The sequence below is a fragment of the Streptomyces sp. NPDC091972 genome (assembly GCF_044756385.1).
Taxonomy (GTDB): Bacteria; Actinomycetota; Actinomycetes; order Streptomycetales; family Streptomycetaceae; genus Streptomyces.
The window spans coordinates 331,782-352,504 of sequence record NZ_JBIVSV010000004.1; the positions used below are offsets into that span (position 1 = coordinate 331,782).

Consider the following 20,723-nt stretch of genomic DNA (forward strand, 5'->3'; position numbering starts at 1 on the left):
GGTGACCGGGGCTCGGCAGCCCTGCTACCTGACGGGGTGCCCCGCCCCCCGCAGCGTCTCCTTGACCTCGCCGATCCGCAGATCGCCGAAGTGGAACACCGAGGCCGCCAGCACCGCGTCCGCGCCCGCGCCGACGGCCGGCGGGAAGTGGTCGAGCCGGCCCGCGCCGCCGGAGGCGATCAGCGGGACGGTGACGTGCTTGCGGACGGCCTGGATCATCTCAAGGTCGTAGCCGTCCTTGGTGCCGTCCGCGTCCATCGAGTTGAGCAGGATCTCACCGGCGCCCAGCTCGGCGGCCCGGTGCGCCCACTCGACGGCGTCGATGCCGGTGCCCTTGCGGCCGCCGTGGGTGGTGACCTCGAAGGAGCCCGTCTCGGTGCGGCGCGCGTCCACGGACAGCACCAGCACCTGGCGGCCGAACCGCTCGGCGATCTCGCGGATCAGGTCGGGACGGGCGATGGCCGCGGTGTTCACGCCCACCTTGTCCGCCCCGGCCCGCAGCAGCTTGTCCACGTCCTCGGCCGTGCGCACGCCGCCGCCGACGGTCAGCGGGATGAACACCTGCTCGGCGGTGCGGCGCACCACGTCGTAGGTCGTCTCGCGGTTGCCGGAGGAGGCAGTGATGTCCAGGAACGTCAACTCGTCGGCGCCCTCGGTGTCGTAGACCTTGGCCATCTCGACGGGGTCGCCCGCGTCGCGCAGGTTCTGGAAGTTGACGCCCTTGACGACCCGGCCGTTGTCCACGTCCAGGCAGGGGATGACTCGTACGGCGAGGGTCATGCTGCGGACACTCCTCGGAACGCCTCCACCTCGACCTCGACGACCAGGCTGGGGTCCACGAAGCCGGAGACGATGATCATGGATGCGGCGGGCCGGACGGTGTCGAACAGCTCCTTGTGGGCGCGCCCGACCTCCTCCACGTCCCGGGCGTGGGTGATGTACAGGCGCGTGCGCACCACGTCGTCCCGGCCGAGCCCCAGCTCCTTCAGCGCCCCGAAGGCGACGTTGAAGGAGTTGACCGTCTGCTCGTACGGGTCGCCCGCGACGATCTGCCCGTCGACCACCGAGGTGCAGCCGGAGACCAGTACCAGTCCGTTGGGGAGTTCCACCGCGCGGGAGTACCCGAAGGTCTCCTCCCAGGGCGCACCGGTCGTGACGCGTCGCAGATCGCTCACTGAGCCACCGCCTCCAAGGCCTCTTCCAGGGTGAACGCCTTCGCGTAGAGCGCCTTCCCGACGATGGAGCCCTCGACACCGAGCGGCACCAGCTCGGCGATGGCCCGCAGGTCGTCCAGCGAGGACACCCCGCCGGAGGCCACCACCGGGCGGTCGGTCGCCGCGCAGACGTTCCTCAGCAGCTCCAGGTTGGGGCCCTGAAGCGTGCCGTCCTTGGCGATGTCGGTGACGACGTACCGGGCGCAGCCCTCCTTGTCGAGGCGCTCCAGTGCCTCGTAGAGGTCGCCGCCCTCGCTGGTCCAGCCACGGCCCTTGAGGGTCGTGCCGCGCACGTCCAGGCCCACCGCGATCCGGTCGCCGTGCTCGGCGATGACCTTGGCGACCCACTCCGGGCTCTCCAGGGCGGCCGTGCCGAGGTTCACGCGCGTGCAGCCGGTGGCGAGGGCGGCCGCGAGGGAGGCGTCGTCGCGGATGCCGCCGGACAGCTCGACCTTGATGTCCATGGCCTCGGTGACCTGGCGGACCAGCTCCCGGTTGTCGCCGGTGCCGAAGGCCGCGTCCAGGTCGACCAGGTGCAGCCATTCGGCGCCCGACCGCTGCCAGGACAGGGCGGCCTCCAGCGGGGAGCCGTACGAGGTCTCCGTGCCGGACTCGCCGTGCACGAGCCGGACCGCCTGACCGTCGCGGACGTCCACGGCGGGGAGGAGTTCGAGCTTGGAAGGCATCAGAGGGTTCCGATCCAGTTGTTCAGAAGCTGCGCACCGGCGTCGCCGGACTTCTCGGGGTGGAACTGCGTGGCCCACAGGGCGCCGTTCTCCACGGCGGCCACGAAGGGCTTGCCGTGCGTCGACCAGGTCACCTTGGGGGCGGTCATCGCCTTGTTGTGCGTCTCCAGGGTCCAGTCGTGGACGGCGTAGGAGTGCACGAAGTAGAAGCGGGCGTCGGCGTCCAGGCCGGCGAACAGCCGGGAGTCGGCCGGCGCGTCGACGGTGTTCCAGCCCATGTGGGGCACGACGTCGGCCTGGAGCGGCTCGACCGAGCCGGGCCACTCGTCGAGTCCCTCGGTCTCCACGCCGTGCTCGATGCCGCGCGCGAAGAGGATCTGCATGCCGACGCAGATGCCCATGACGGGGCGGCCGCCGGACAGCCGGCGGTCGATGATCCAGTCACCGCGGGCCTCGTGCAGGCCCTTCATGCAGGCGGCGAAGGCTCCGACGCCCGGCACCAGCAGGCCGTCGGCGTTCATGGCCTTGTCGTAGTCGCGGGTTATCTCGACGTCGGCGCCCGCGCGCGCGAGGGCGCGCTCGGCGGAGCGGACGTTGCCGAAGCCGTAGTCGAAGACGACGACCTTCTTCGCGGGAGAAGCGCTCAATTCCACACCTCCAGCCTCAGGACGCCGGCGACCAGACACATGCCGGCGGCGATGGAGAGCAGCACGATCAGGCCCTTGGGCATCTGCTGCTTGACGAAGGAGTAGATGCCGCCGGCCAGGAAGAGGCCGACGACGATCAGGAGGGTCGACAGGCCGTTCACAGCGCGCCCTTCGTGGAGGGGAGGATGCCGGCCGCGCGGGGGTCGCGCTCGCTCGCGTACCTGAGGGCCCGGGCCAGCGCCTTGAACTGGCACTCCACGATGTGGTGGGCGTTGCGCCCGTAGGGCACGTGCACGTGCAGGGCGATCTGGGCCTGGGCGACGAAGGACTCCAGGATGTGCCGGGTCATCGTGGTGTCGTACTCGCCGATCATCGGCGCCATGTTCTCGGGCTCGGTGTGCACGAGGTACGGGCGGCCGGACAGGTCGACGGTGACCTGGGCGAGGGACTCGTCCAGCGGGACCGTGCAGTTGCCGAAGCGGTAGATACCCACCTTGTCGCCGAGCGCCTGCTTGAAGGCGGCGCCGAGCGCGAGGGCGGTGTCCTCGATGGTGTGGTGGGAGTCGATGTGCAGGTCGCCCTCGGTCTTCACGGTGAGGTCGAACAGGCCGTGCCGGCCGAGCTGGTCGAGCATGTGGTCGTAGAAGCCGACGCCTGTCGACACCTCGACCTTCCCGGTGCCGTCGAGATCGATCTCGACGAGCACCGAGGTCTCCTTGGTGACTCGCTCCACGCGTCCTACGCGGCTCATGAACTCTGCTCCTTCTTCAACTCACGGACCGCGTCGAGGAACGCGTCGTTCTCCTGCGGGGTTCCGGCGGAGACCCGCAGCCACCCCGGGATGCCGTTGTCCCGGACCAGGACGCCCCGGTCGAGGATCTTCTGCCAGGCCGCGTGCGAGCCGCCCGCGCCGTCGAACCGCCCGAACTGCACGAAGTTGGCGTCCGACTCCACGACCTCGAAGCCGAGCGCGCGCAGCTCGCTCACCAGCCGGTCCCGCTCGGCCTTGAGCTGCTCGACGTAACCGAGCAGCGTGTCGGTGTGCTCCAGGGCGGCCAGCGCGGTCGCCTGGGTGACGGCCGACAGGTGGTAGGGCAGCCGTACGAGCTGCACGGCGTCCACGACCGCCGGGTGCGCGGCGAGGTAGCCGAGGCGCAGACCCGCCGCACCGAACGCCTTCGACATCGTCCTGGAGACGACGAGATTCGGCCGTCCTTCGAGGAGCGGCAGCAGGGAGGCGCCGTGGCTGAACTCGATGTACGCCTCGTCGACCACGACCATGGAGGGCTTGGCGGCCTGCGCGGCCTCGTAGAGGGCGAGGACCGTCTCGGGCGGGACCGCGTTGCCGGTGGGGTTGTTGGGGGTGGTGACGAAGACGACGTCGGGCCGGTGCGAGGCGATCGCGCGCACGGCCTCCTCGACGTCGATGGTGAAGTCCTCGTTCCGCGGACCCGGGATCCAGCCCGTGCCGGTGCCGCGCGCGATGAGCGCGTGCATCGAGTACGACGGCTCGAAGCCGATCGCCGTGCGGCCGGGTCCGCCGAAGGTCTGGAGGAGCTGCTGGATGACCTCGTTGGAGCCGTTGGCCGCCCAGACGTTGGCGAGGCCGACCTCGTGGCCGGACGTGTCCGTCAGGTACTCGGCGAGCCGGGTGCGCAGCTCGACGGCGTCCCGGTCCGGGTAGCGGTTGAGGTCGCGGGCGACCTCGCGGACGCGCTCGGCGATCCGCTCGACCAGCGGCTCGGGCAGCGGGTAGGGGTTCTCGTTGGTGTTCAGCCGTACGGGGACGTCCAGCTGGGGAGCGCCGTAGGGGGACTTGCCGCGCAGCTCGTCCCGTACGGGGAGGTCGTCGATTCCGAAAGTCACTTGCCGGGCACCTTCCAACCGAACCTGGCCTTGATCGCCGCCCCGTGGGCCGGCAGGTCCTCCGCCTCCGCCAGCGTGACCACGTGGTGCGCCACGTCCGCGAGCGCGTCCTTCGTGTAGTCCACGATGTGGATGCCGCGCAGGAAGGACTGGACGGACAGGCCCGAGGAGTGGCAGGCGCAGCCGCCGGTGGGCAGGACGTGGTTGGACCCCGCGGCGTAGTCGCCGAGGGACACGGGGGCCCAGGGGCCGACGAAGACCGCCCCGGCGTTGCGCACCCGGTCGGCCACCGCGGCGGCGTCGGCGGTCTGGATCTCCAGGTGCTCGGCGCCGTACGCGTCGACGACCCGGAGGCCCTCGTCGATGCCGTCGACGAGGACGATCGCGGACTGCCTGCCCTTGAGGGCGGGCACGATCCGGTCCTCGATGTGCCGGGTGGCCGCGACCTGCGGCTCCAGCTCCTTCTCGACGGCGTCCGCGAGCTCGACGGAGTCGGTGACCAGGACGGCGGCGGCCAGCGGGTCGTGCTCGGCCTGGCTGATCAGGTCCGACGCCACGTGCACCGGGTCGGCGGTGGAGTCCGCGAGGACCGCGATCTCCGTCGGGCCCGCCTCGGCGTCGATGCCGATCCGGCCGGTGAAGTAGCGCTTGGCGGCGGCGACCCAGATGTTGCCGGGGCCGGTGACCATGTTGGCGGGCGGGCAGGACTCGGTGCCGTACGCGAACATCGCGACGGCGGTCGCGCCACCGGCGGCGTAGACCTCGTCGATGCCGAGCAGGGCGCAGGCGGCGAGGATCGTCGGGTGCGGAAGGCCGCCGAAGTCGGCCTGGGCGGGCGAGGCGAGCGCGACCGACTCCACTCCCGCCTCCTGGGCGGGCACCGCGTTCATGATCACGGAGGACGGGTACACGGACCGGCCGCCCGGCACGTACAGCCCGACCCGGTCGACCGGCACCCACTTCTCGGTCACGCTGCCGCCCGGCACCACCTGGGTGGTGTGGGGCGTGCGGCGCTGTTCGCGGTGGACGAGACGGGCGCGGCGGATGGACTCCTCCAGGGCCGCCCGCACCTCCGGGTCGAGCTCCTCCAGCGCGCGCGTGAGAGCCTCCGCGGGCACCCGCACCCGCTCCAGCCGCACGCCGTCGAACTTCTCGGCGAAGTCGATCAGCGCCGCGTCGCCCCGATGATGCACGGCCTCGCAGATCGGACGCACCTTCTCCAGGGCGGCCGAGACGTCGAAGTCGGCTCGGGGCAGCAGGTCGCGCAGGGCGGGGCCCTCGGGGAGGGCGTCGCCGCGCAGATCGATTCGGGAGATCACGTTCCCAATTCTCTCAGACCCGCATCAGGGCTCGTCCGCGCATTCCAATGGCTGATACGCAACCCGGAAGATCCCCTTCACGTCTAGCGTTCGAGGGGTTACTCAGCGGGCATGAACGGTTGTACGAATCCCACGAGCCGCAAGGAGCTGGACGAACCGTGACCGAGGGGGCCGGCATCCGGGACGGAGACCTGCCGGACGATCTGACCGCCGCCGAGGCCGGCATGTGGCAGGCCTTCCGCAACGGCAGCGTGTACGACCTGAGCAGCGGCGACACCGTCGTCGACGATCCGCACGGCGGGCACCCCTGGGGCCCCGAGCGGACGGTGCGCGCGCGGATCGTGTGCTGGCTGCTCCTGGACGGCCCGCCCGCGCTCGCGGGCCGGGTGTCGTCCCTGAAGCTCACCGGCGTGCAGATCAGCGGCACCCTCGACCTCGCGGGCGGCACGGTGACGCCGTACGTGGAGATGAAGGGCTGCCGCTTCGAGCGGGAGATCCTGCTGCCGGAGGCCCGCTTCACCACCGTGCGGTTCGTGGACTGCTCGGTGCCGCGCCTGGAGGCCGCCCGGGTGCACACCGAGGGCGATCTGCACCTGCCGCGCTGCCGCTTCCACAACGGCGTCCGGCTGACCGACGCGCACATCGGCACGGACCTGCTGATGAACCAGGCGATCGTCTACCGCGACCGCAGCGGCCGTTCCATCGCCGCCGACGGCATGACCGTGGGCCAGGACCTCCAGGCCGAGCTGCTGGAGTCGCACGGCGAGCTGAGCCTGCGCAGCGCGACCATCGGCGTCTCGTTGAGCCTGCGCGGCGCCCGGCTGAACAACCCGTACACCCGGCTCGCGCTGAACGCCCCGCAGCTCACCGTCGAGCGCACCCTGTACCTGACCCCGGCGGGCGTCGGCGCGTCCATGCTGAGCGGGGCCACTCCCGCGCGCGGGACGCGCATCCAGCGCTTCGAGTGCCAGGGCGGGGTGCGGCTGGACGACGGGCGGTTCGGGGACGCCCTGGACCTGGAGCGGGCCCGCTTCACCTTCACCGACGAGCAGGAGCTGTCGCTGCGCCGCATCCAGGCGCCCGAACTGCGCTTCCTCGGCGAGAGACCGCAGCGCGGCAAGGTGGTGCTGTCGGGCGCGCGGGTCGGCAACCTGGTGGACCGGGCGAGCGCCTGGCCGGGGCCGGGCAACCTGCACATGGGCGGCTTCGCCTACGAGAACCTGGTGCCGCACGGCCCCTTCCCGCTGGCCGAGCGGCTGGAGTGGGTGGCGGCCGCGACCGCCGAGTACAACCCGGAGCCGTACGAGAGGCTCGCCGCCGTGCTGCGGGCCGGCGGGGAGGACGAGGACGCGCGCGAGGTGCTGCTCGCCAAACAGCGCCGGCGCCGCGAGAGCCTGCCGCCGGCCGCCAAGCTGTGGGGGTACGTCCAGGACTGGACGGTCGCCTACGGGTACCGGCCCGGCCGGGCCGCCGTGTGGATGGCGGTGCTGTGGGCCGCGGGCTCCGTGGCATTCGCACACGCGAGCCATCCGCCGCTCAAGGGCGGCGACCATCCGGCCTGGAATCCCGCCCTGTTCGCCCTGGATCTGCTGCTTCCGGTGATCGACCTGGGCCAGGTCGGGTTCTGGCGGTTGCACGGCGGCTGGCAGTGGCTGGCGGCGGTGATGGTCCTCCTCGGCTGGATCCTCGCCACCACCGTGGCGGCGGGCGCCACCCGGTTGTTGCGGCGGAATTAGGGAGGTTCGTGGGGCGGAAGGTGAACGTCGGTCACGTCTTTACCCCGCCTTGACCTTCCGCCGTACAACTTTGTGCGAGTTGCACGTGCGCACTGGCGCGAGGCTCGGCCCCGGTCTTTCAATGGTCGACACCATGGCTCTGCTGCCCCCCTTCATCCGCGCCTCGCGGGTGCCCCCGTACCTCGCCGGCGGACTGCCCGCCGACGACGAGGTACTGCTCGACGCGCCCGACGAGCGACTCGGCCCCGCGCTCGTCGCCGCCGGACAGGGGACGTACGGGCGCGCGGCCGAACTGCTCGCCGCGACCCGCGAGAGCTCCGCCTGGGAACTGCGCGACCGGTACGTGCGGCGGCTGTCCGCCTTCGCCCGCTCGCGCCCCGAGTGGTACGACGCCTGGCGCGCCGACTTCCCGTACGACCCCGACCAGCTCCTGCTGGGCGCGCAGCTCGCGGTGGACCGCGCGTGGGAGTCACCGGCCCGCGCGGAGCTGCTGCGCGAGGTGAGTCCGCTGATCACGGCCGCGGCGCGCGGCGAGGACCGCGACCCGGTGCCGTGGCGGATCGCACTGGACCACGCACGCGGCTCGCAGGCCGGCCCCACCTACTTCGGGGAGCTGTGGGAGGCGGCACTCAGGCGCGCCCCGGTGCACTACGGCTGCCATGTCGCAGCCCTGCGCTATCTGGCGACCTCGTGGCGCGGCTCGTACCGCGAGTGCTTCGACTTCGCCGACCGGGCCGCCCAGGACGCCCCCTCCGGCTCCCTCGTGCAGGCCCTGCCCGCGCGGGCGGCCCTGGCCTGTCTGACCGGGCCCGGCGGCGACGCGGTGCCGCGCGAGCGGCTGGACGCCGCGGCCGACCGGGCGGTCGAGCTGTCGGCCACCTTCGCGCCGGCCGACCCCTGGCCGGCCGAGATCCGCAACAAGCTGGTGTACGTCCTGGTCCGCCTCGGCCGCTGGACGGACGCCCTGGAGCAACTGCGCATGCTCGGCCCCTACGCCACCTCGTTCCCGTGGGGCCGGGAGTCGGAGGACCCGCTGAGCCGCTTTCTGGAGGTGCGTGAGGAGGTCCGCCGGCACGCCCTGATCCATCCACGGAGTGGGCACGGGGGACGGGTCCGCTCCCGGGGCCATTAGGCTTTGGCGCCGTGACCACCGTGCGGCTCCCGCTCTTCCCCCTGAACTCTGTGCTGTTCCCGGGGCTCGTGCTTCCTCTCAACGTCTTCGAGGAGCGCTATCGCGCCATGATGCGCGAACTGCTGAAGACCCCCGAGGAGGAACCGCGCCGGTTCGCCGTCGTGGCGATCCGCGACGGCCACGAGGTGGCGCCCAGCGCCCCCGGCCTGCCGGACCCCACGGCCGTGCCCGACTCCGGCCCCGCGGCCGGCTTCGGCGACGACCCCGTCAAGGCGTTCCACGGCGTCGGCTGCATCGCGGACGCGGCGACGGTACGGGAACGGGCCGACGGCACCTTCGAGGTCCTGGCGACCGGGACGACCCGCGTCCGGCTCCTGTCCGTCGACGCCTCCGGCCCGTATCTGACGGCCGAACTGGAGGAACTGCCGGAGGAGGCGGGCGACGAGTCAGGACCCCTGGCGGAAGGGGTCCTGCGGGCCTTCCAGCAGTACCAGAAGCGCCTCGCGGGAGCCAGGGAACGCTCCCTGTCGTCCGGGACGGACCTCCCGGACGAGCCGTCGGTGGTCTCGTACCTGGTGGCGGCCGCGATGATGCTGGACACCCCCACCAAGCAGCGTCTGCTCCAGGCCCCCGACACCGCGTCCCGGCTCCGCGACGAACTGAAACTCCTGCGCGCGGAGACGGCGATCATCCGTAATCTTCCGTCGTTGCCGGCGTCGGACCTGACGCGCGGCCCGACGAGTCTGAACTGAGGCCGGAACCCGTCAGATGGCGAAGAAGTCGAAGAAGCAGCAGCAGTCCGGAGGCACCCCGGCGACGGTGGCCCTGACGTCGGCGGGCGTGCCCTTCACCGTGCACGCCTACGACCACGACCCCGCGCACCCGTCCTACGGCGAGGAGGCGGCCGAGGCGATGGGAGTCTCCCCGGACCGCGTCTTCAAGACGCTGGTGGCGGACGTGGACGGCACCCTGACGGTGGCGGTGGTGCCGGTGGCGGGCTCCCTGGACCTGAAGGCCCTTGCGGCGGCCGCGGGCGGCAAGCGGGCGGCGATGGCCGACCCGACCCTCGCGGAACGCACCACGGGCTACGTCCGGGGCGGCATCTCCCCGCTGGGCCAGCGCAAGAAGCTCCCCACGGTCCTGGACGCCTCCGCGTCCGCCCACGAGACCATCTGTGTCTCGGCCGGCCGCCGGGGCCTGGAGGTGGAACTCGCGCCGCAGGACCTGGCCGACCTCACGAACGCGGTCCTGGCGCCCGTCGCCCGTGCGTGACCCCTCGACGAAGGCCCCTTCGTGGACTAAGCAGAAGGGGCATGTCGAAGAGAACCCGCAAGCGCAAGTGGCGTACGAAAAAGGGCCGTTCCAACCACGGCCGACGCCCCGCCTAGAAGCCGACCACAGGCCCCCGGCCCGACCGGGCGTCTGAGAACAGACCCCACCACGACAATCCCAGCCTGGCCGGCGCTTGAGTACAGGACCCGTCACGGCAATCCCAGCCCGTCCAGGCGCGGGCGGCCCCCGACCCGCACCTCCTCGCCCGCACCGCGTTTGAGGGCAGGACCTGACACGGCAAACCCAGCCCGTCCAGGCGTTCCAGGACAAGGCCCCGTCAGCGCCATCCCGGCCCGTCCGGCGTCTGAGCACAGGACCCGTCACCGCGATCCCAGCCCATCCAGGCGCGGGCGGCCCCCGACCCGCACCTCCCCCGCCCGCACCGTGCTTGAGAACAGGGTCCGCCACCGCAGACCCAGCCCGTCCGGCGTTTGAGGACAAGGCCCCTTCAGGGCCGGTGGGGGTCCGGGGGCGCAGCCCCTGGGGCGGGGTCGAAGGGGCAGCGCCCCTGGGACGGGACGGGTAGGGGCGGGGGCGAAGAAGCCCTACGGCACGGGCGGACCGTACCCGTCCCCCGGAACCGCCGCCCCGTACCCCGGCTCGGGATCACGCGGCCCGAACAGCCCCGTGAGCCCCAGATGCACGACGAGCGCGGCCAGCGACCAGGCGAGCAGCGCCCCCTTCGCCCCCAGCTTCAGCGGCGCGGAGAACGTGACCCCCTTGCCCACGGCCTTGGCGTGGGCGAGCACGTCGGACGAGGGCCCGAGCCACATCCCCACGCGCCACGCGATCAGGGACCCCAGCACTCCCCCGACGGCCAGCCCCACCACCAGCGGCACCCCGCCGCGGCGCCGCCACAGGAACACGACGAGCGCGCTCACCAGGCCGAAGGCCAGCGCCAGCAGCGTCAGCGTCCCGTCGGCCCCGACCGCCTGCTCCCCCTCAGTGTCCTTGAGGTAGACGGCCCAGTTCCCCTGCCCGTCCACGTCCCCGACCAGCGGTACGTGCGGCGCTAGCCACCACCACAGCACCCCGAGCAGCACCCCGCCGAGCGCCACGGCGACCGTGATCACCGCGCCCTCGATCAGCTCGGTCTTCATCCCGGGCCCGCCCTGCCCGTACCGGACTTCGGCAGGGGCCGCGTAGCCGGCGGCAGGGGCCTGCCACGCATCGTGCGGGGACGGTTCGTGGGGCGGCGGAGGAGGCGTCAACGGAGCGGTCACCCTGACATCGTGCCAGGCCCGCCTGTGCGGCGCGTCACCGGACGGCGGCCCGACGGTAGGCCCAGGTGGCGACGGCCAGCGAGACCACGCCCACGCAGCCGCACACGGCGAGGTCGCCGAGCACGAAGGCCCAGTCGGGATGCGGTCCGAAGGTGCGGGCGAAGGCCTCGACGCCGTAGGTCGAGGGCAGCAGGTCCCGGGCGAACCGCACCGCCTCGGGCATCCGGTCGGCGGGCAGCACTCCGAGCAGCAGCGCGGCGGACATGCCGAGCTGGCCCAGCAGGGTGGCCAGTTCCGGCCGGGGCGCGAGCAGTCCGAGGGCCGCGCCGAGGCCCGCCAGGGCGGCTCCGGCCAGCGGGATCACGGCCGCCAGCACCCACAGGTGCGTCAGCGGCAGCCCGAACAGCACACAGCCGAAGACGGCGGTCACGACGGTCCCGGGCACGGTGAAGGAGGCGTACGCCCCGGCCGCGCCGAGCACCACGGCGGCGGGCGGCACCGGCAGCGTGGCGTAGTGGTCGAGCCCGCCGCTGGCCCGCAGCTGCCCGAAGTACTGCGCGAGCAGGTTGAGCGCGACGAAGGCCACGACCAGCACGGACGCCCCGGCGACCACGGACTGCGCCTCGCCGCCGCCGTCCACGACCCCGCGCATCAGGATCATGATCCCGATCGACTGGAAGGTCGCCACGAACAGCAGCGGGATGCGGGCGACCCGGGCACGGGACAACTGCGCCCGGTACACGGCCACCAGCGACGGCCACAGCCGCGCGCGGGGCCCGAGCTCGGCGGCCGCGCCTCGGCCCGTCTCCACGACGGCCTGCGCGCCGCCCGGCAGCACCTCGGCGGGTACGACACTCACGTGGCTCGGCTCCTCTTCGCTCCGACGGTCGCCCTGTGACGTACGGACACGGCCGTCCGCGTACTCAACGTGCTCACGCCTTCACCAGCCCCTGCTGCGCGGCCCCGCCCAGCGCGAGGTACACGTCCTCCAGGCTGGGCGTGGCGAGCGTGAAGTCGTCCAGCGCGGCGAACGCGGCCCCGCCGGTGACGGTGGCCACGACCGCGCGGGCTTCCTCGGGGGCCAGCCGCAGCGTCCAGCGGCGTCCGGCGGCCACGGCCCGGTCCCGGAGTGCGGCGACCTCGGGGACGTGCAGCGGGGCCGCCTCGCGCCAGACCAGGTCGACGCGGACCTCCCCGGCGACCTGCTCCTTGAGCCCGGCAGGCGTGTCGCAGGCGATGACCCGCCCCTGGTCGAGCACGGCGACCCGGTCGAGGACGGTCTCCGCCTCGATGACGTTGTGGGTGACGAGCAGCACGGTGGTGCCCCGCTCGGCCCGCCGCCGGTCCACGGCGGACCACACAGCGCGCCGCGCCACGGGGTCCATCGCGGTGGTCGGCTCGTCGAGCACGAGCAGTGGCCGCTCCCCCACCAGCGCGGACGCGAGACAGGCGAGCCGCCGCTGCCCGCCGGACAGCTTCTTCAGCGGCCGTCCGGCGATCGGCGTGAGCCCCAGCTCCTCGAGTACGGCGTCCCGCTCGGCCCGCGCCCGCCTGGCCTCCAGACCGCGCAGCCGGCCGGTGGTCTCGGCGGCGAGGGAGACGGTGAGCTCGTCGAGGGCGCTGGACTCCTGGCCGAGGTAGGCGAGGATCCGCGAGGCCCGGTCCGGGTGGCGCACGATGTCGTGCCCGAGGATCTCGACGCTGCCGCTGTCGGGCCGCATCAGCCCGGTGAGCTGGCGTACCAGCGTGGTCTTCCCGGCGCCGTTCGGCCCGAGCAGCCCGAAGATCTCGCCCCGCCGGATGTCCAGGCGCACGTCGTCGGTGGCCCGGACCTCGGGGGTCGCCGGTGTCCCGCGCCGCCCGCGCACCGCGGGATAGGTCTTGGTCAGTCCGCGCACCGCACACACGACATCCCCACTGTGTCGAAGTGCCGGTGCAGCGCGCGTACTCACAAGGGACGAGACTACGGGGTCGGACAGCTTTGCTCGCCCTTGGGGCGGGGTATGTGCCGGTTCACTCCCCGGCGGGGGCGTGCTCCGCCGCGGTCCGCACGTCGATCTCCCGCCAGAACCCGGCGCGGATCGCGTAGCGGTCGTGCTCGTCGATCTGGTCGTCCTTGTGCGCGAGCAGACCGAACCGGGCCGCGTACCTGAGCAGCTCCCCGTCGATCCGGTGCGGCACCCGCGGGTACATACCGGCCAGCCGCTGGAGGTGCGCCTGGTCCCCCAGCCGCTCCATCCACCGCCGCGCGAAGACCTGCCCGACCTCGTACGGGTCGCCGCCGACCGTGGTGATGTCCTCCTCCCGGTCGGCCCACCGCTGCTCGGCCGTGGTGAGCTGCGCGAGCGTGGGCATGGAGGCGACCTCGGGCGGCTCGGCGGCACCGCCGGGCCGGTCGACCCAGCCCTTGTCGGAGGACCAGCGCAGGGTCGCGCTCGCGGGGTGCTGGGCGGGCTGCGCGCCGGGCGACCGCAGTGCGGCGAGGTCCTTGGGCGTCGGCACTCCCTTGGGCGCCGGCACCCGCTCCTGCGTGCCGTTGTCCGAGGCGGCCGCCGGGGCGTGCTCGCTCTCCTCGGAGGTCCGCTCGGGTGCCTGCGAGAGCGCCGACTCGGGCAGCGGCGCCGAGAGGATCGCGGCGATCTCGGGCCGCGGCACCGGCGGCGGCGCGCAGATCCCGCCGAGGTCCTTGGCGCGGACGGCCTTGGTGATCCACGCGCGGTCCAGCACCCGCCGCTCGTCCGCCTCGGCGACCAGGTCCTCCGACTGGTTGTAGTCCCCGTCGGCGGCCTGCACGGCCCACAGGTGCACGGCGACCCCGTGCTCCTTGGCGGCCATCATGCCCGGCAGCAGGTCGCCGTCGCCGGTCACGAGCACGATGTCGGAGCAGGCGCGGTTGCGGGCCAGCTCGGTCAGCTCGGCGTGCATGGCGGCGTCCACGCCCTTCTGGGCCCAGCGTCCGTCGCTGCGGGTCAGGGCGCCCAGCCGGACGGTGACCCGGGGCATGACCCGCAGTCTGCGGTGCTCTGGCTGCGGGACGCGGTCGGGGGCGCCGTCGAACCAGTAGATGCGCAGCAGGGGCCGTTCCGTGTCGGACTCGGCCCGGTCGCGCAGCCCTTGGACGAGGGCGGCGTGGTCGACGGTGATGCGGGAACGGGAGGGCTCCCCGGCAAGGAGACTGGCGGCGGCCCCCAGCAGATACCCGGCGTCCACCAGGACGATGCAGCGGTCCACGCGATCCACCCTCTTTCCGGGAGGTTTGCTTCGGGCTTCCTTCGAGTCTGCCCGACCACGAGAGGGTTAACGGCCCGAACTCGATCTTCGGCGTGGCGTTTCGGGGCATTGCCCGGCGACATCCCCTGTCACGCACGGTAATTATCCGAAATGCGCCTGTTGTCAGCCTATGTGAATCTGGTCCCGGCCCTGGCCCCTAGATCCCCACAGGAGGCACCACCATGGCCAAGAACAAGAAGCAGAACCGCAAGCCGTCGCAGTCCGAGCGCGCCGGGCAGGAGCCCCAGAACTCCTCGATGGAGACAACGACCGAGCAGCACGGCCCGCAGATGACTCCCGGCGACGTGGCCCGCAAGGGCCGGCAGAAAAGCTTCGGCCACAACTGACATCTGCATAAAGGGTTGTTGAGACCCGGACACGTGGAAGGGCGCACCCCCTCAGGAGTGCGCCCCTCCGCATGTCCGGTTCCGCCCGGGCCGCTCAGCCCGCCAGGCAGGACGGGCCGAGCAGCACCTTCAGATCACCGAAGAGCGCCGGGTCCGGCTTCACCCGGTGCCGGTCAAGGCGCAGGACGGTCGTCTTGGTCGGGCCCTGGAGCTTGATGCGGACCTCGCTGTCGCCCTTGTGGTGACTGAGGATCTCGCCGAGGCGGTTGACCATCGGCGGGGTGACCCTGGTGGCCGGGATGGTGAGGATCACGGGCGCGTTGGTGCCCGCGTTGGACAGGTCGGGTACCTGGAGTTCCATCGCCACCAGCCGGGGCACGTCCTCGCGCTTGTCGAGGCGGCCCTTGACGAACACCACGGCGTCCTCGACGAGTTGGGTCGACACCAGCTGGTAGGTCGCCGGGAAGAACATGCACTCGATGGAGCCGGCGAGGTCCTCGACGGTGGCGATCGCCCAGGCGTTTCCCTGCTTGGTCATCTTGCGCTGGAGACCCGAGATGATGCCGCCGATGGTGACGACCGCGCCGTCCGCGTGCTCACCGCCGGTGAGCTGGGCGATGCCCGCGTCGGCCTTGTCGGACAGCACGTGCTCCAGGCCGAAGAGCGGGTGGTCGGAGACGTACAGACCGAGCATCTCCCGCTCCTGGGCGAGCAGATAGGTCTTGTCCCACTCGTCCTCGGTGAACTGCACGTCGAGCCCGAAGCCGGGTTCGCTGCTCTCCTCCTCGCCCATCCCGCCGAAGAGGTCGAACTGGCCCTCGGCCTCCTTGCGCTTGACCGCGACCACGTTGTCGATCATCGGTTCGTACTGCGCGGTGAGGCCCTTGCGGGTGTGTCCGAGGGTGTCGAAGGCACCCGCCTTGATCAGCGACTCCGTGGTGCGCTTGTTGCAGGCGACCGCCTCGACCTTGTCGAGGTAGTCGGGGAAGGAGACGTACTTCCCCTTGGCCTTGCGGCTCTTGATGATCGACTCGACGACGTTGGTGCCGACGTTGCGCACCGCCTCCAGGCCGAAGAGGATCACGTCGTCGCCCTGCGCGGCGAAGTTGTGCACCGACTCGTTGACGTTCGGCGGGAGCACCTTGATGCCCATGCGCCGGCACTCGTTGAGGTAGACGGCCGACTTGTCCTTGTCGTCCTTGACCGAGGTCAGCAGGGCGGCCATGTACTCGGCCGGGTAGTTGGCCTTCAGGTAGGCGGTCCAGTACGACACCAGTCCGTACGCGGCGGAGTGCGCCTTGTTGAAGGCGTATCCGGCGAAGGGGACCAGCACGTCCCACAGGGCCTGGATCGCCTCGTCGCTGTAGCCGTTCTTCTGGGCGCCGGCCTGGAAGATGGTGAAGTTCTTCGCCAGTTCGTCGGGCTTCTTCTTGCCCATCACGCGGCGCAGGATGTCGGCCTCGCCGAGCGAATAGCCGGCGATGATCTGGGCGGCCTTCTGCACCTGCTCCTGGTAGACGATCAGGCCGTAGGTGACGTCCAGGACCTCCCTGAGGGGCTCTTCGAGCTCCGGGTGGATGGGAGTGATCTCCTGGAGCTTGTTCTTGCGCAGCGCGTAATTGGTGTGCGAGTCCATGCCCATCGGGCCCGGACGGTAGAGCGCGGAGACGGCGGAGATGTCCTCGAAGTTGTCCGGCTTCATCAGGCGCAGCAGGGAGCGCATGGGGCCGCCGTCGAACTGGAAGACGCCGAGGGTCTCACCGCGCTGGAGGAGTTCGAAGGTCTTCGGGTCATCCAGCGGGAGGCTCAGCAGCTCCAGGTCGATGCCCTTGTTGGACTTCACCATCTTGACGGCGTCGTCCATGATCGTCAGGTTGCGCAGGCCGAGGAAGTCCATCTTCAGCAGGCCGAGCGACTCGCAGCTCGGGTAGTCCCACTGCGTGATGGTCACGCCGTCGGTGTGCCGGACCCAGACGGGCACGTGCTCGGTGATGGTCTCGCTGGACATGATCACGCCGGCGGCGTGCACGCCCATCTGCCGAACGAGGCCCTCGACGCCCTTGGCGGTGTCGATGACCTTCTTCACGTCCGGTTCGTTCTCGTACATCCCGCGGACCTCGCCGGCCTCCGAGTAGCGGGGGTGCGAGGGGTCGGTGATGCCGTTGAGGTCGATGCCCTTGCCGAGGACGTCGGCGGGCATGGCCTTGGTGATGCGGTCGCCCATCGCGTACGGGTAGCCCAGCACGCGCGCGGAGTCCTTGATCGCGTTCTTGGCCTTGATCTTGCCGTAGGTGCCGATCATGGCGACCTTGTCGGCGCCGTACTTCTCGGTCACGTACCGGATCACCTCGACGCGCCTGCGCTCGTCGAAGTCGATGTCGACGTCGGGCATGGAGACGCGCTCGGGGTTGAGGAACCGCTCGAAGATCAGGCCGTGCGGGATCGGGTCGAGGTCGGTGATGCCCATGGCGTAGGCGACGATCGAACCGGCCGCGGAGCCTCGGCCGGGGCCGACCGCGATGCCGTTGTTCTTGGCCCACATGATGAAGTCGGCGACCACGAGGAAGTAGCCCGGGAACCCCATCTGGATGATGACGTCCATCTCGTACTCGACCTGCTTCTGGCGGTCCTCGGGGATGCCGCCGGGGAAGCGCCGCTCCATGCCGCGGCGGACCTCCTCCTTGAACCAGGTGACCTCGGTGTAGCCCTCGGGGATGTCGAACTTCGGCATGAGGTTCTTGGCCTCGAACATGCCGGTGGTGTCGACCATCTCGGCCACCAGGAGGGTGTTGGCGCAGCCCTCCTGCCAGGCGTCCGAGGAGTCGATGGCGTACATCTCCTCCGTGGACTTCAGGTAGTAGCCGGTGCCGTCGAACTTGAAGCGGTCCGGGTCGGAGAGGTTCTTGCCGGTCTGGATGCACAGCAGGGCGTCGTGGGCGGTCGCCTCGTGCGCGTACGTGTAGTGCGAGTCGTTGGTGACCAGCGGGGGGATGCCGAGCTTCTTGCCGATCTCCAGGAGGCCGTCGCGGACCCGGTGCTCGATCTCGATGCCGTGGTCCATCAGCTCCAGGAAGTAGCGGTCCTTGCCGAAGATGTCCTGGTAGTCGGCGGCGGCCTTGAGGGCCTCGTCGAACTGCCCCAGCCGCAGCCGGGTCTGCACCTCACCGGAGGGGCAGCCGGTGGAGGCGACGATCCCCTCGGACCACTGGGAGATCGTCTCCTTGTCCATCCGGGGCCACTTCTGGAGCCAGCCCTCGGCGTAGGCGTCCGAGGAGAGCCGGAAGAGGTTGTGCAGGCCGGTCGAGTTCACCGCCCACATCGTCTTGTGGGTGTAACCACCCGAACCGGAGACGTCGTCCCGCTTCTGGTGCGGCTGGCCCCACTGGATCTTGCGCTTGTTGCGCCGGGACTCGGGGGCGACGTACGCCTCGATCCCGATGATCGGGGTGACCCCGGCCTTCTTGGCGCTGTGGAAGAAGTCGTACGCCCCGTGGAGGTTGCCGTGGTCGGACATGGCGATGTGGGTCATGCCCATCTCGTTGCACGCGTTGAACATGTCCTTCAGCCGCGCGGCACCGTCCAGCAGGGAGTACTGGGTGTGGACGTGCAGGTGCGTGAACGGCGGCTTTGACACGGCGTGGCCTCCATGGAAAACACTCGACGACAGGCGGACGGACAGTGGGGGGACAGCGTCGAAGTCTATGCCTCGGGACTGACACTCCGGGGGCCGCCCCGCGTACCTTCACAACGAGGGTCGCGGGCACTTTCACCGGGGCCCGCCCGTTGGAGAGACGACAGAAACGCTGTCGTACACATGCACCAGGAGGCACCCCGCGATGTCGGTACCGCAGCTCAGCGACGAGCACCGCGGCGAGGAGATCCTCGCTGTCTTCGACACCGCCTTCGGCGAGCTCCTGGCCGCCGATCCGGCCGCGTTCCGCGTGAAGTTCCGCAAGATGGCGGCCTCGGCGTTCGCGTTCTACCGGGGTACGGCGTGCCTCTTCTACCACGACCTCGACGAGGAGAAGAAGGGCGGCCCGTACCTGGACGAGCGCACCTCGCGCGTGTGGATCCACGGCGACCTGCACGCGGAGAACTTCGGCACGTACCTGGACGCCAACGGCCGGCTGATCTTCAACGTCAACGACTTCGACGAGGCCTACGTCGGCCCCTTCACCTGGGACCTCAAGCGCTTCGCCGCCTCCGTGGCGCTGATCGGGTACGCCAAGGCGCTGGCCGACGAGCAGATCACCGAGCTGGTGGAGGTGTACGCGGGCGCGTACCGCGAGCGTATCCACGCCCTGGCCACCGGCGCCAAGAGCGACGAGGTGCCGCCCTTCACCCTGGACACCGCCCAGGGCCCCCTCCTGGACGCGCTGCGCGACGCCCGCTCGCTGACCCGCTTCGGCCTCCTGGAGTCGATGACGGAGATCCGCGACTTCGAGCGCCGCTTCGCACCGGGCGGCGGCTCCATCGAGCTGGACGCCGCCACCCGCTACAAGGTGCTCGCGGCCTTCGACGGCTATCTGGAGACCCTCCCGGAGGCGTCCCTGGCCCGGCCGGACTCCTACCGCGTCAAGGACGTCGTGGGCCGCCGCGGCATCGGCATCGGATCGGCCGGGCTGCCGTCGTACAACATCCTGCTGGAGGGGCACACCGACGCCCTGGAGAACGACGTCGTGATCTACATCAAGCAGGCCCAGACGCCGGCCGTCTCCCGGCACATCACCGACCCGGCGATCCGCGACTACTTCCAGCACGAGGGGCACCGCACGGTGATCTCCCAGCGCGCCCTCCAGCAGCACGCGGACCCGTGGCTGGGCTGGACCGAGCTGGGCGGCGCGGGCCAGCTGGTCGCGGAGATCTCGCCGTACGCGGTGGACCTGGACTGGGGTGACATCGACGACCCGGAGGAGATCGCGGGGGTCGTCGCCGACCTCGGCCGGGCCACGGCGACCATGCACGCGGCGGCGGACGACACCTCGGGCGAGTCCCTGGTGCCCTTCTCCACCGAGCGGGCCATCGACGCGGCGATCGCGGCCGACGAGGACGGCTTCGCGCCGCTGCTGGTCGACTTCGCGCACAGCTACGGCGCACGCGCGCGTGCCGACCACCAGACCTTCGTGGACCTGTTCCGCAACGGCCGCATCCCGGGCCTGTGACAGGCCCGCTGCCGCTGTCGATAACGATAGGGCCGCGCACAGGGATCCTTTAGGGGTCCCTTACAGGCCCACGTGACACACTCTCCACGCTATGGACATATCCGGGACCCAGCTACGAGCGCTCCGCGCGGCGCTGTTCACGGCACTCGTCGTGACGCTCAGCACCGCGTCGCACGTGCTGCTGTCCCGGGCTCCCCTGCCGCTCAACACGGTGGCGGTGGTCGCCGCCGCCGTGTTCGCGCTCAGCTTCGCGCTGGCCGGCCGGGAGCGCGGCTACGGGCGCATCGCCGCCGTGCTGATCCCGCTGGAGCTCGCCGCCGACACCGTCTTCACCACCGGGCAGCACGTCTGCTACGGAGCCGCGGGCGGCCCGGTGGCGGGCCCGCTGCGCTCGGTCGGCTGGGACGTGTTCTGCGGCGACGGCACCAGCGTCGGCTCGCCGCTGGCCCGGATGACGGGCACCGACCCCGACCGGCTCGGCGGCCTGCTCGCCCACGCCGACCCGCGGACCGCCTGGCTGCTGCTGGGCGCCCATGTCCTCGTCGGGCTCCTCGCGGCCGGCTGGCTGCGCCGCGGCGAGCGGGCCCTGGCCCAGTTGCTGAGGGCCGTGGCCGCCACCACCTTCCGGCCGCTGCTCCTCGCGGCCGCCGCGCTGACCGTGCGGTCGGCGCCGGAACCGGCCCGTCCGGTGCGCCCCGGCCGCCGTGCGGCCGCCGTGCTCGACGAGATCCTCGTGCACTCCCTGGGACGGCGTGGACCGCCGTGCTCGCCCGCTGCCGCCTGAACCGG

At 71.4% G+C, this 20,723-nt stretch carries 20 protein-coding genes; 7 read left to right on the forward strand and 13 right to left on the reverse strand.

What is annotated here, in order from left to right:
- Positions 1–24: 24 nt before the first annotated feature.
- The 8 genes from hisF to hisD are packed head-to-tail and all read right to left on the reverse strand — an operon-like array spanning position 25 to position 5,732.
- Positions 25–780 (reverse strand): imidazole glycerol phosphate synthase subunit HisF, encoded by a 756-nt coding sequence (gene hisF, locus ACIQJT_RS14070; protein ID WP_402643161.1) that lies wholly within the window; start codon positions 778–780, stop codon positions 25–27.
- Positions 777–1,175, reverse strand: coding sequence for a RidA family protein (locus ACIQJT_RS14075; protein ID WP_365451424.1), 399 nt, complete (start codon positions 1,173–1,175; stop codon positions 777–779). The genes hisF and ACIQJT_RS14075 overlap by 4 nt, the downstream gene beginning before the upstream one ends.
- Positions 1,172–1,900 carry a bifunctional 1-(5-phosphoribosyl)-5-((5-phosphoribosylamino)methylideneamino)imidazole-4-carboxamide isomerase/phosphoribosylanthranilate isomerase PriA gene (priA, locus tag ACIQJT_RS14080; protein ID WP_053850461.1) on the reverse strand — a complete coding sequence of 243 codons (729 nt, stop codon included), beginning with the start codon at positions 1,898–1,900 and terminating at the stop codon, positions 1,172–1,174. Before priA ends, ACIQJT_RS14075 begins: the two co-directional genes overlap by 4 nt.
- The gene (hisH, locus tag ACIQJT_RS14085; RefSeq protein WP_402643164.1) at positions 1,900–2,547 is read right to left on the reverse strand and encodes an imidazole glycerol phosphate synthase subunit HisH; all 648 of its coding nucleotides are present in this window, start codon (positions 2,545–2,547) and stop codon (positions 1,900–1,902) included. The genes priA and hisH overlap by 1 nt, the downstream gene beginning before the upstream one ends.
- A complete protein-coding gene (locus ACIQJT_RS14090; protein ID WP_053850463.1) occupies positions 2,544–2,708 on the reverse strand; it encodes a hypothetical protein in 165 nt (54 codons plus the stop codon). The genes hisH and ACIQJT_RS14090 overlap by 4 nt, the downstream gene beginning before the upstream one ends.
- Positions 2,705–3,298 (reverse strand): imidazoleglycerol-phosphate dehydratase HisB, encoded by a 594-nt coding sequence (gene hisB, locus ACIQJT_RS14095; protein WP_365451420.1) that lies wholly within the window; start codon positions 3,296–3,298, stop codon positions 2,705–2,707. The genes ACIQJT_RS14090 and hisB overlap by 4 nt, the downstream gene beginning before the upstream one ends.
- Positions 3,295–4,413 carry a histidinol-phosphate transaminase gene (locus ACIQJT_RS14100; protein ID WP_402643167.1) on the reverse strand — a complete coding sequence of 373 codons (1,119 nt, stop codon included), beginning with the start codon at positions 4,411–4,413 and terminating at the stop codon, positions 3,295–3,297. Before ACIQJT_RS14100 ends, hisB begins: the two co-directional genes overlap by 4 nt.
- A complete protein-coding gene (gene hisD / locus ACIQJT_RS14105; protein ID WP_365451416.1) occupies positions 4,410–5,732 on the reverse strand; it encodes a histidinol dehydrogenase in 1,323 nt (440 codons plus the stop codon). Before hisD ends, ACIQJT_RS14100 begins: the two co-directional genes overlap by 4 nt.
- Positions 5,733–5,890: 158 nt before the next feature.
- On the opposite strand from hisD, the gene ACIQJT_RS14110 reads away from it, so the two are divergent.
- The 4 genes from ACIQJT_RS14110 (at position 5,891) to ybaK (ending at position 9,872) form a co-directional block, all read left to right on the forward strand.
- A complete protein-coding gene (locus tag ACIQJT_RS14110; RefSeq protein WP_365451414.1) occupies positions 5,891–7,468 on the forward strand; it encodes an oxidoreductase in 1,578 nt (525 codons plus the stop codon).
- Positions 7,469–7,589: 121 nt separating this feature from the next.
- Positions 7,590–8,600 (forward strand): hypothetical protein, encoded by a 1,011-nt coding sequence (locus tag ACIQJT_RS14115; RefSeq protein WP_402643171.1) that lies wholly within the window; start codon positions 7,590–7,592, stop codon positions 8,598–8,600.
- Positions 8,601–8,611: 11 nt separating this feature from the next.
- Positions 8,612–9,352 carry an LON peptidase substrate-binding domain-containing protein gene (locus tag ACIQJT_RS14120; protein ID WP_365451410.1) on the forward strand — a complete coding sequence of 247 codons (741 nt, stop codon included), beginning with the start codon at positions 8,612–8,614 and terminating at the stop codon, positions 9,350–9,352.
- 16 nt (positions 9,353–9,368) lie between these two features.
- The gene (ybaK, locus tag ACIQJT_RS14125) at positions 9,369–9,872 is read left to right on the forward strand and encodes a Cys-tRNA(Pro) deacylase (RefSeq protein ID WP_365451408.1); all 504 of its coding nucleotides are present in this window, start codon (positions 9,369–9,371) and stop codon (positions 9,870–9,872) included.
- Positions 9,873–10,477: 605 nt separating this feature from the next.
- On the opposite strand, the gene ACIQJT_RS14130 is transcribed toward ybaK, so the two are convergent.
- From ACIQJT_RS14130 to ACIQJT_RS14145, 4 genes are all read right to left on the reverse strand, one after another.
- Entirely contained in the window at positions 10,478–11,155 is a 678-nt protein-coding gene (locus tag ACIQJT_RS14130) for a DUF2567 domain-containing protein (RefSeq protein ID WP_402643174.1), read from the reverse strand.
- 34 nt (positions 11,156–11,189) lie between these two features.
- Entirely contained in the window at positions 11,190–12,014 is an 825-nt protein-coding gene (locus ACIQJT_RS14135) for an ABC transporter permease (RefSeq protein ID WP_402643176.1), read from the reverse strand.
- Positions 12,015–12,087: 73 nt separating this feature from the next.
- The gene (locus ACIQJT_RS14140; protein WP_365451402.1) at positions 12,088–13,062 is read right to left on the reverse strand and encodes an ABC transporter ATP-binding protein; all 975 of its coding nucleotides are present in this window, start codon (positions 13,060–13,062) and stop codon (positions 12,088–12,090) included.
- 106 nt (positions 13,063–13,168) lie between these two features.
- Complete coding sequence (locus ACIQJT_RS14145; RefSeq protein WP_365451400.1) at positions 13,169–14,386, reverse strand: NYN domain-containing protein; 1,218 nt, start codon at positions 14,384–14,386, stop codon at positions 13,169–13,171.
- A gap of 221 nt (positions 14,387–14,607) precedes the next feature.
- On the opposite strand from ACIQJT_RS14145, the gene ACIQJT_RS14150 reads away from it, so the two are divergent.
- A complete protein-coding gene (locus ACIQJT_RS14150) occupies positions 14,608–14,772 on the forward strand; it encodes a hypothetical protein (RefSeq protein ID WP_365451398.1) in 165 nt (54 codons plus the stop codon).
- Positions 14,773–14,866: 94 nt separating this feature from the next.
- Here the strand turns inward: ACIQJT_RS14150 and dnaE are convergent, their stop codons facing one another.
- Complete coding sequence (gene dnaE, locus ACIQJT_RS14155) at positions 14,867–18,406, reverse strand: DNA polymerase III subunit alpha (RefSeq protein ID WP_365451396.1); 3,540 nt, start codon at positions 18,404–18,406, stop codon at positions 14,867–14,869.
- A 202-nt stretch (positions 18,407–18,608) separates the two neighbouring features.
- Between dnaE and ACIQJT_RS14160 the strand changes: the two genes are divergently transcribed.
- Both ACIQJT_RS14160 and ACIQJT_RS14165 read left to right on the forward strand, forming a co-directional pair.
- Positions 18,609–19,934, forward strand: a complete 1,326-nt coding sequence (locus ACIQJT_RS14160) for a DUF2252 domain-containing protein (protein WP_365451394.1) — start codon at positions 18,609–18,611, stop codon at positions 19,932–19,934.
- 91 nt (positions 19,935–20,025) lie between these two features.
- Positions 20,026–20,718, forward strand: a complete 693-nt coding sequence (locus tag ACIQJT_RS14165; RefSeq protein ID WP_402643181.1) for a hypothetical protein — start codon at positions 20,026–20,028, stop codon at positions 20,716–20,718.
- Positions 20,719–20,723 lie beyond the last annotated feature (5 nt).

What these genes read in the sequence shown, in the direction of transcription:
- hisF (WP_402643161.1), bottom strand. Translation starts at nt 780, where the DNA reads ATGACCCTCGCCGTACGAGTCATCCCCTGCCTGGACGTGGACAACGGC.
- priA (WP_053850461.1), bottom strand. Translation starts at nt 1,900, where the DNA reads ATGCCTTCCAAGCTCGAACTCCTCCCCGCCGTGGACGTCCGCGACGGT.
- hisB (WP_365451420.1), bottom strand. Translation starts at nt 3,298, where the DNA reads ATGAGCCGCGTAGGACGCGTGGAGCGAGTCACCAAGGAGACCTCGGTG.
- ACIQJT_RS14115 (WP_402643171.1), top strand. Translation starts at nt 7,590, where the DNA reads ATGGTCGACACCATGGCTCTGCTGCCCCCCTTCATCCGCGCCTCGCGG.
- ybaK (WP_365451408.1), top strand. Translation starts at nt 9,369, where the DNA reads ATGGCGAAGAAGTCGAAGAAGCAGCAGCAGTCCGGAGGCACCCCGGCG.
- ACIQJT_RS14150 (WP_365451398.1), top strand. Translation starts at nt 14,608, where the DNA reads ATGGCCAAGAACAAGAAGCAGAACCGCAAGCCGTCGCAGTCCGAGCGC.
- ACIQJT_RS14160 (WP_365451394.1), top strand. Translation starts at nt 18,609, where the DNA reads ATGTCGGTACCGCAGCTCAGCGACGAGCACCGCGGCGAGGAGATCCTC.
- ACIQJT_RS14165 (WP_402643181.1), top strand. Translation starts at nt 20,026, where the DNA reads ATGGACATATCCGGGACCCAGCTACGAGCGCTCCGCGCGGCGCTGTTC.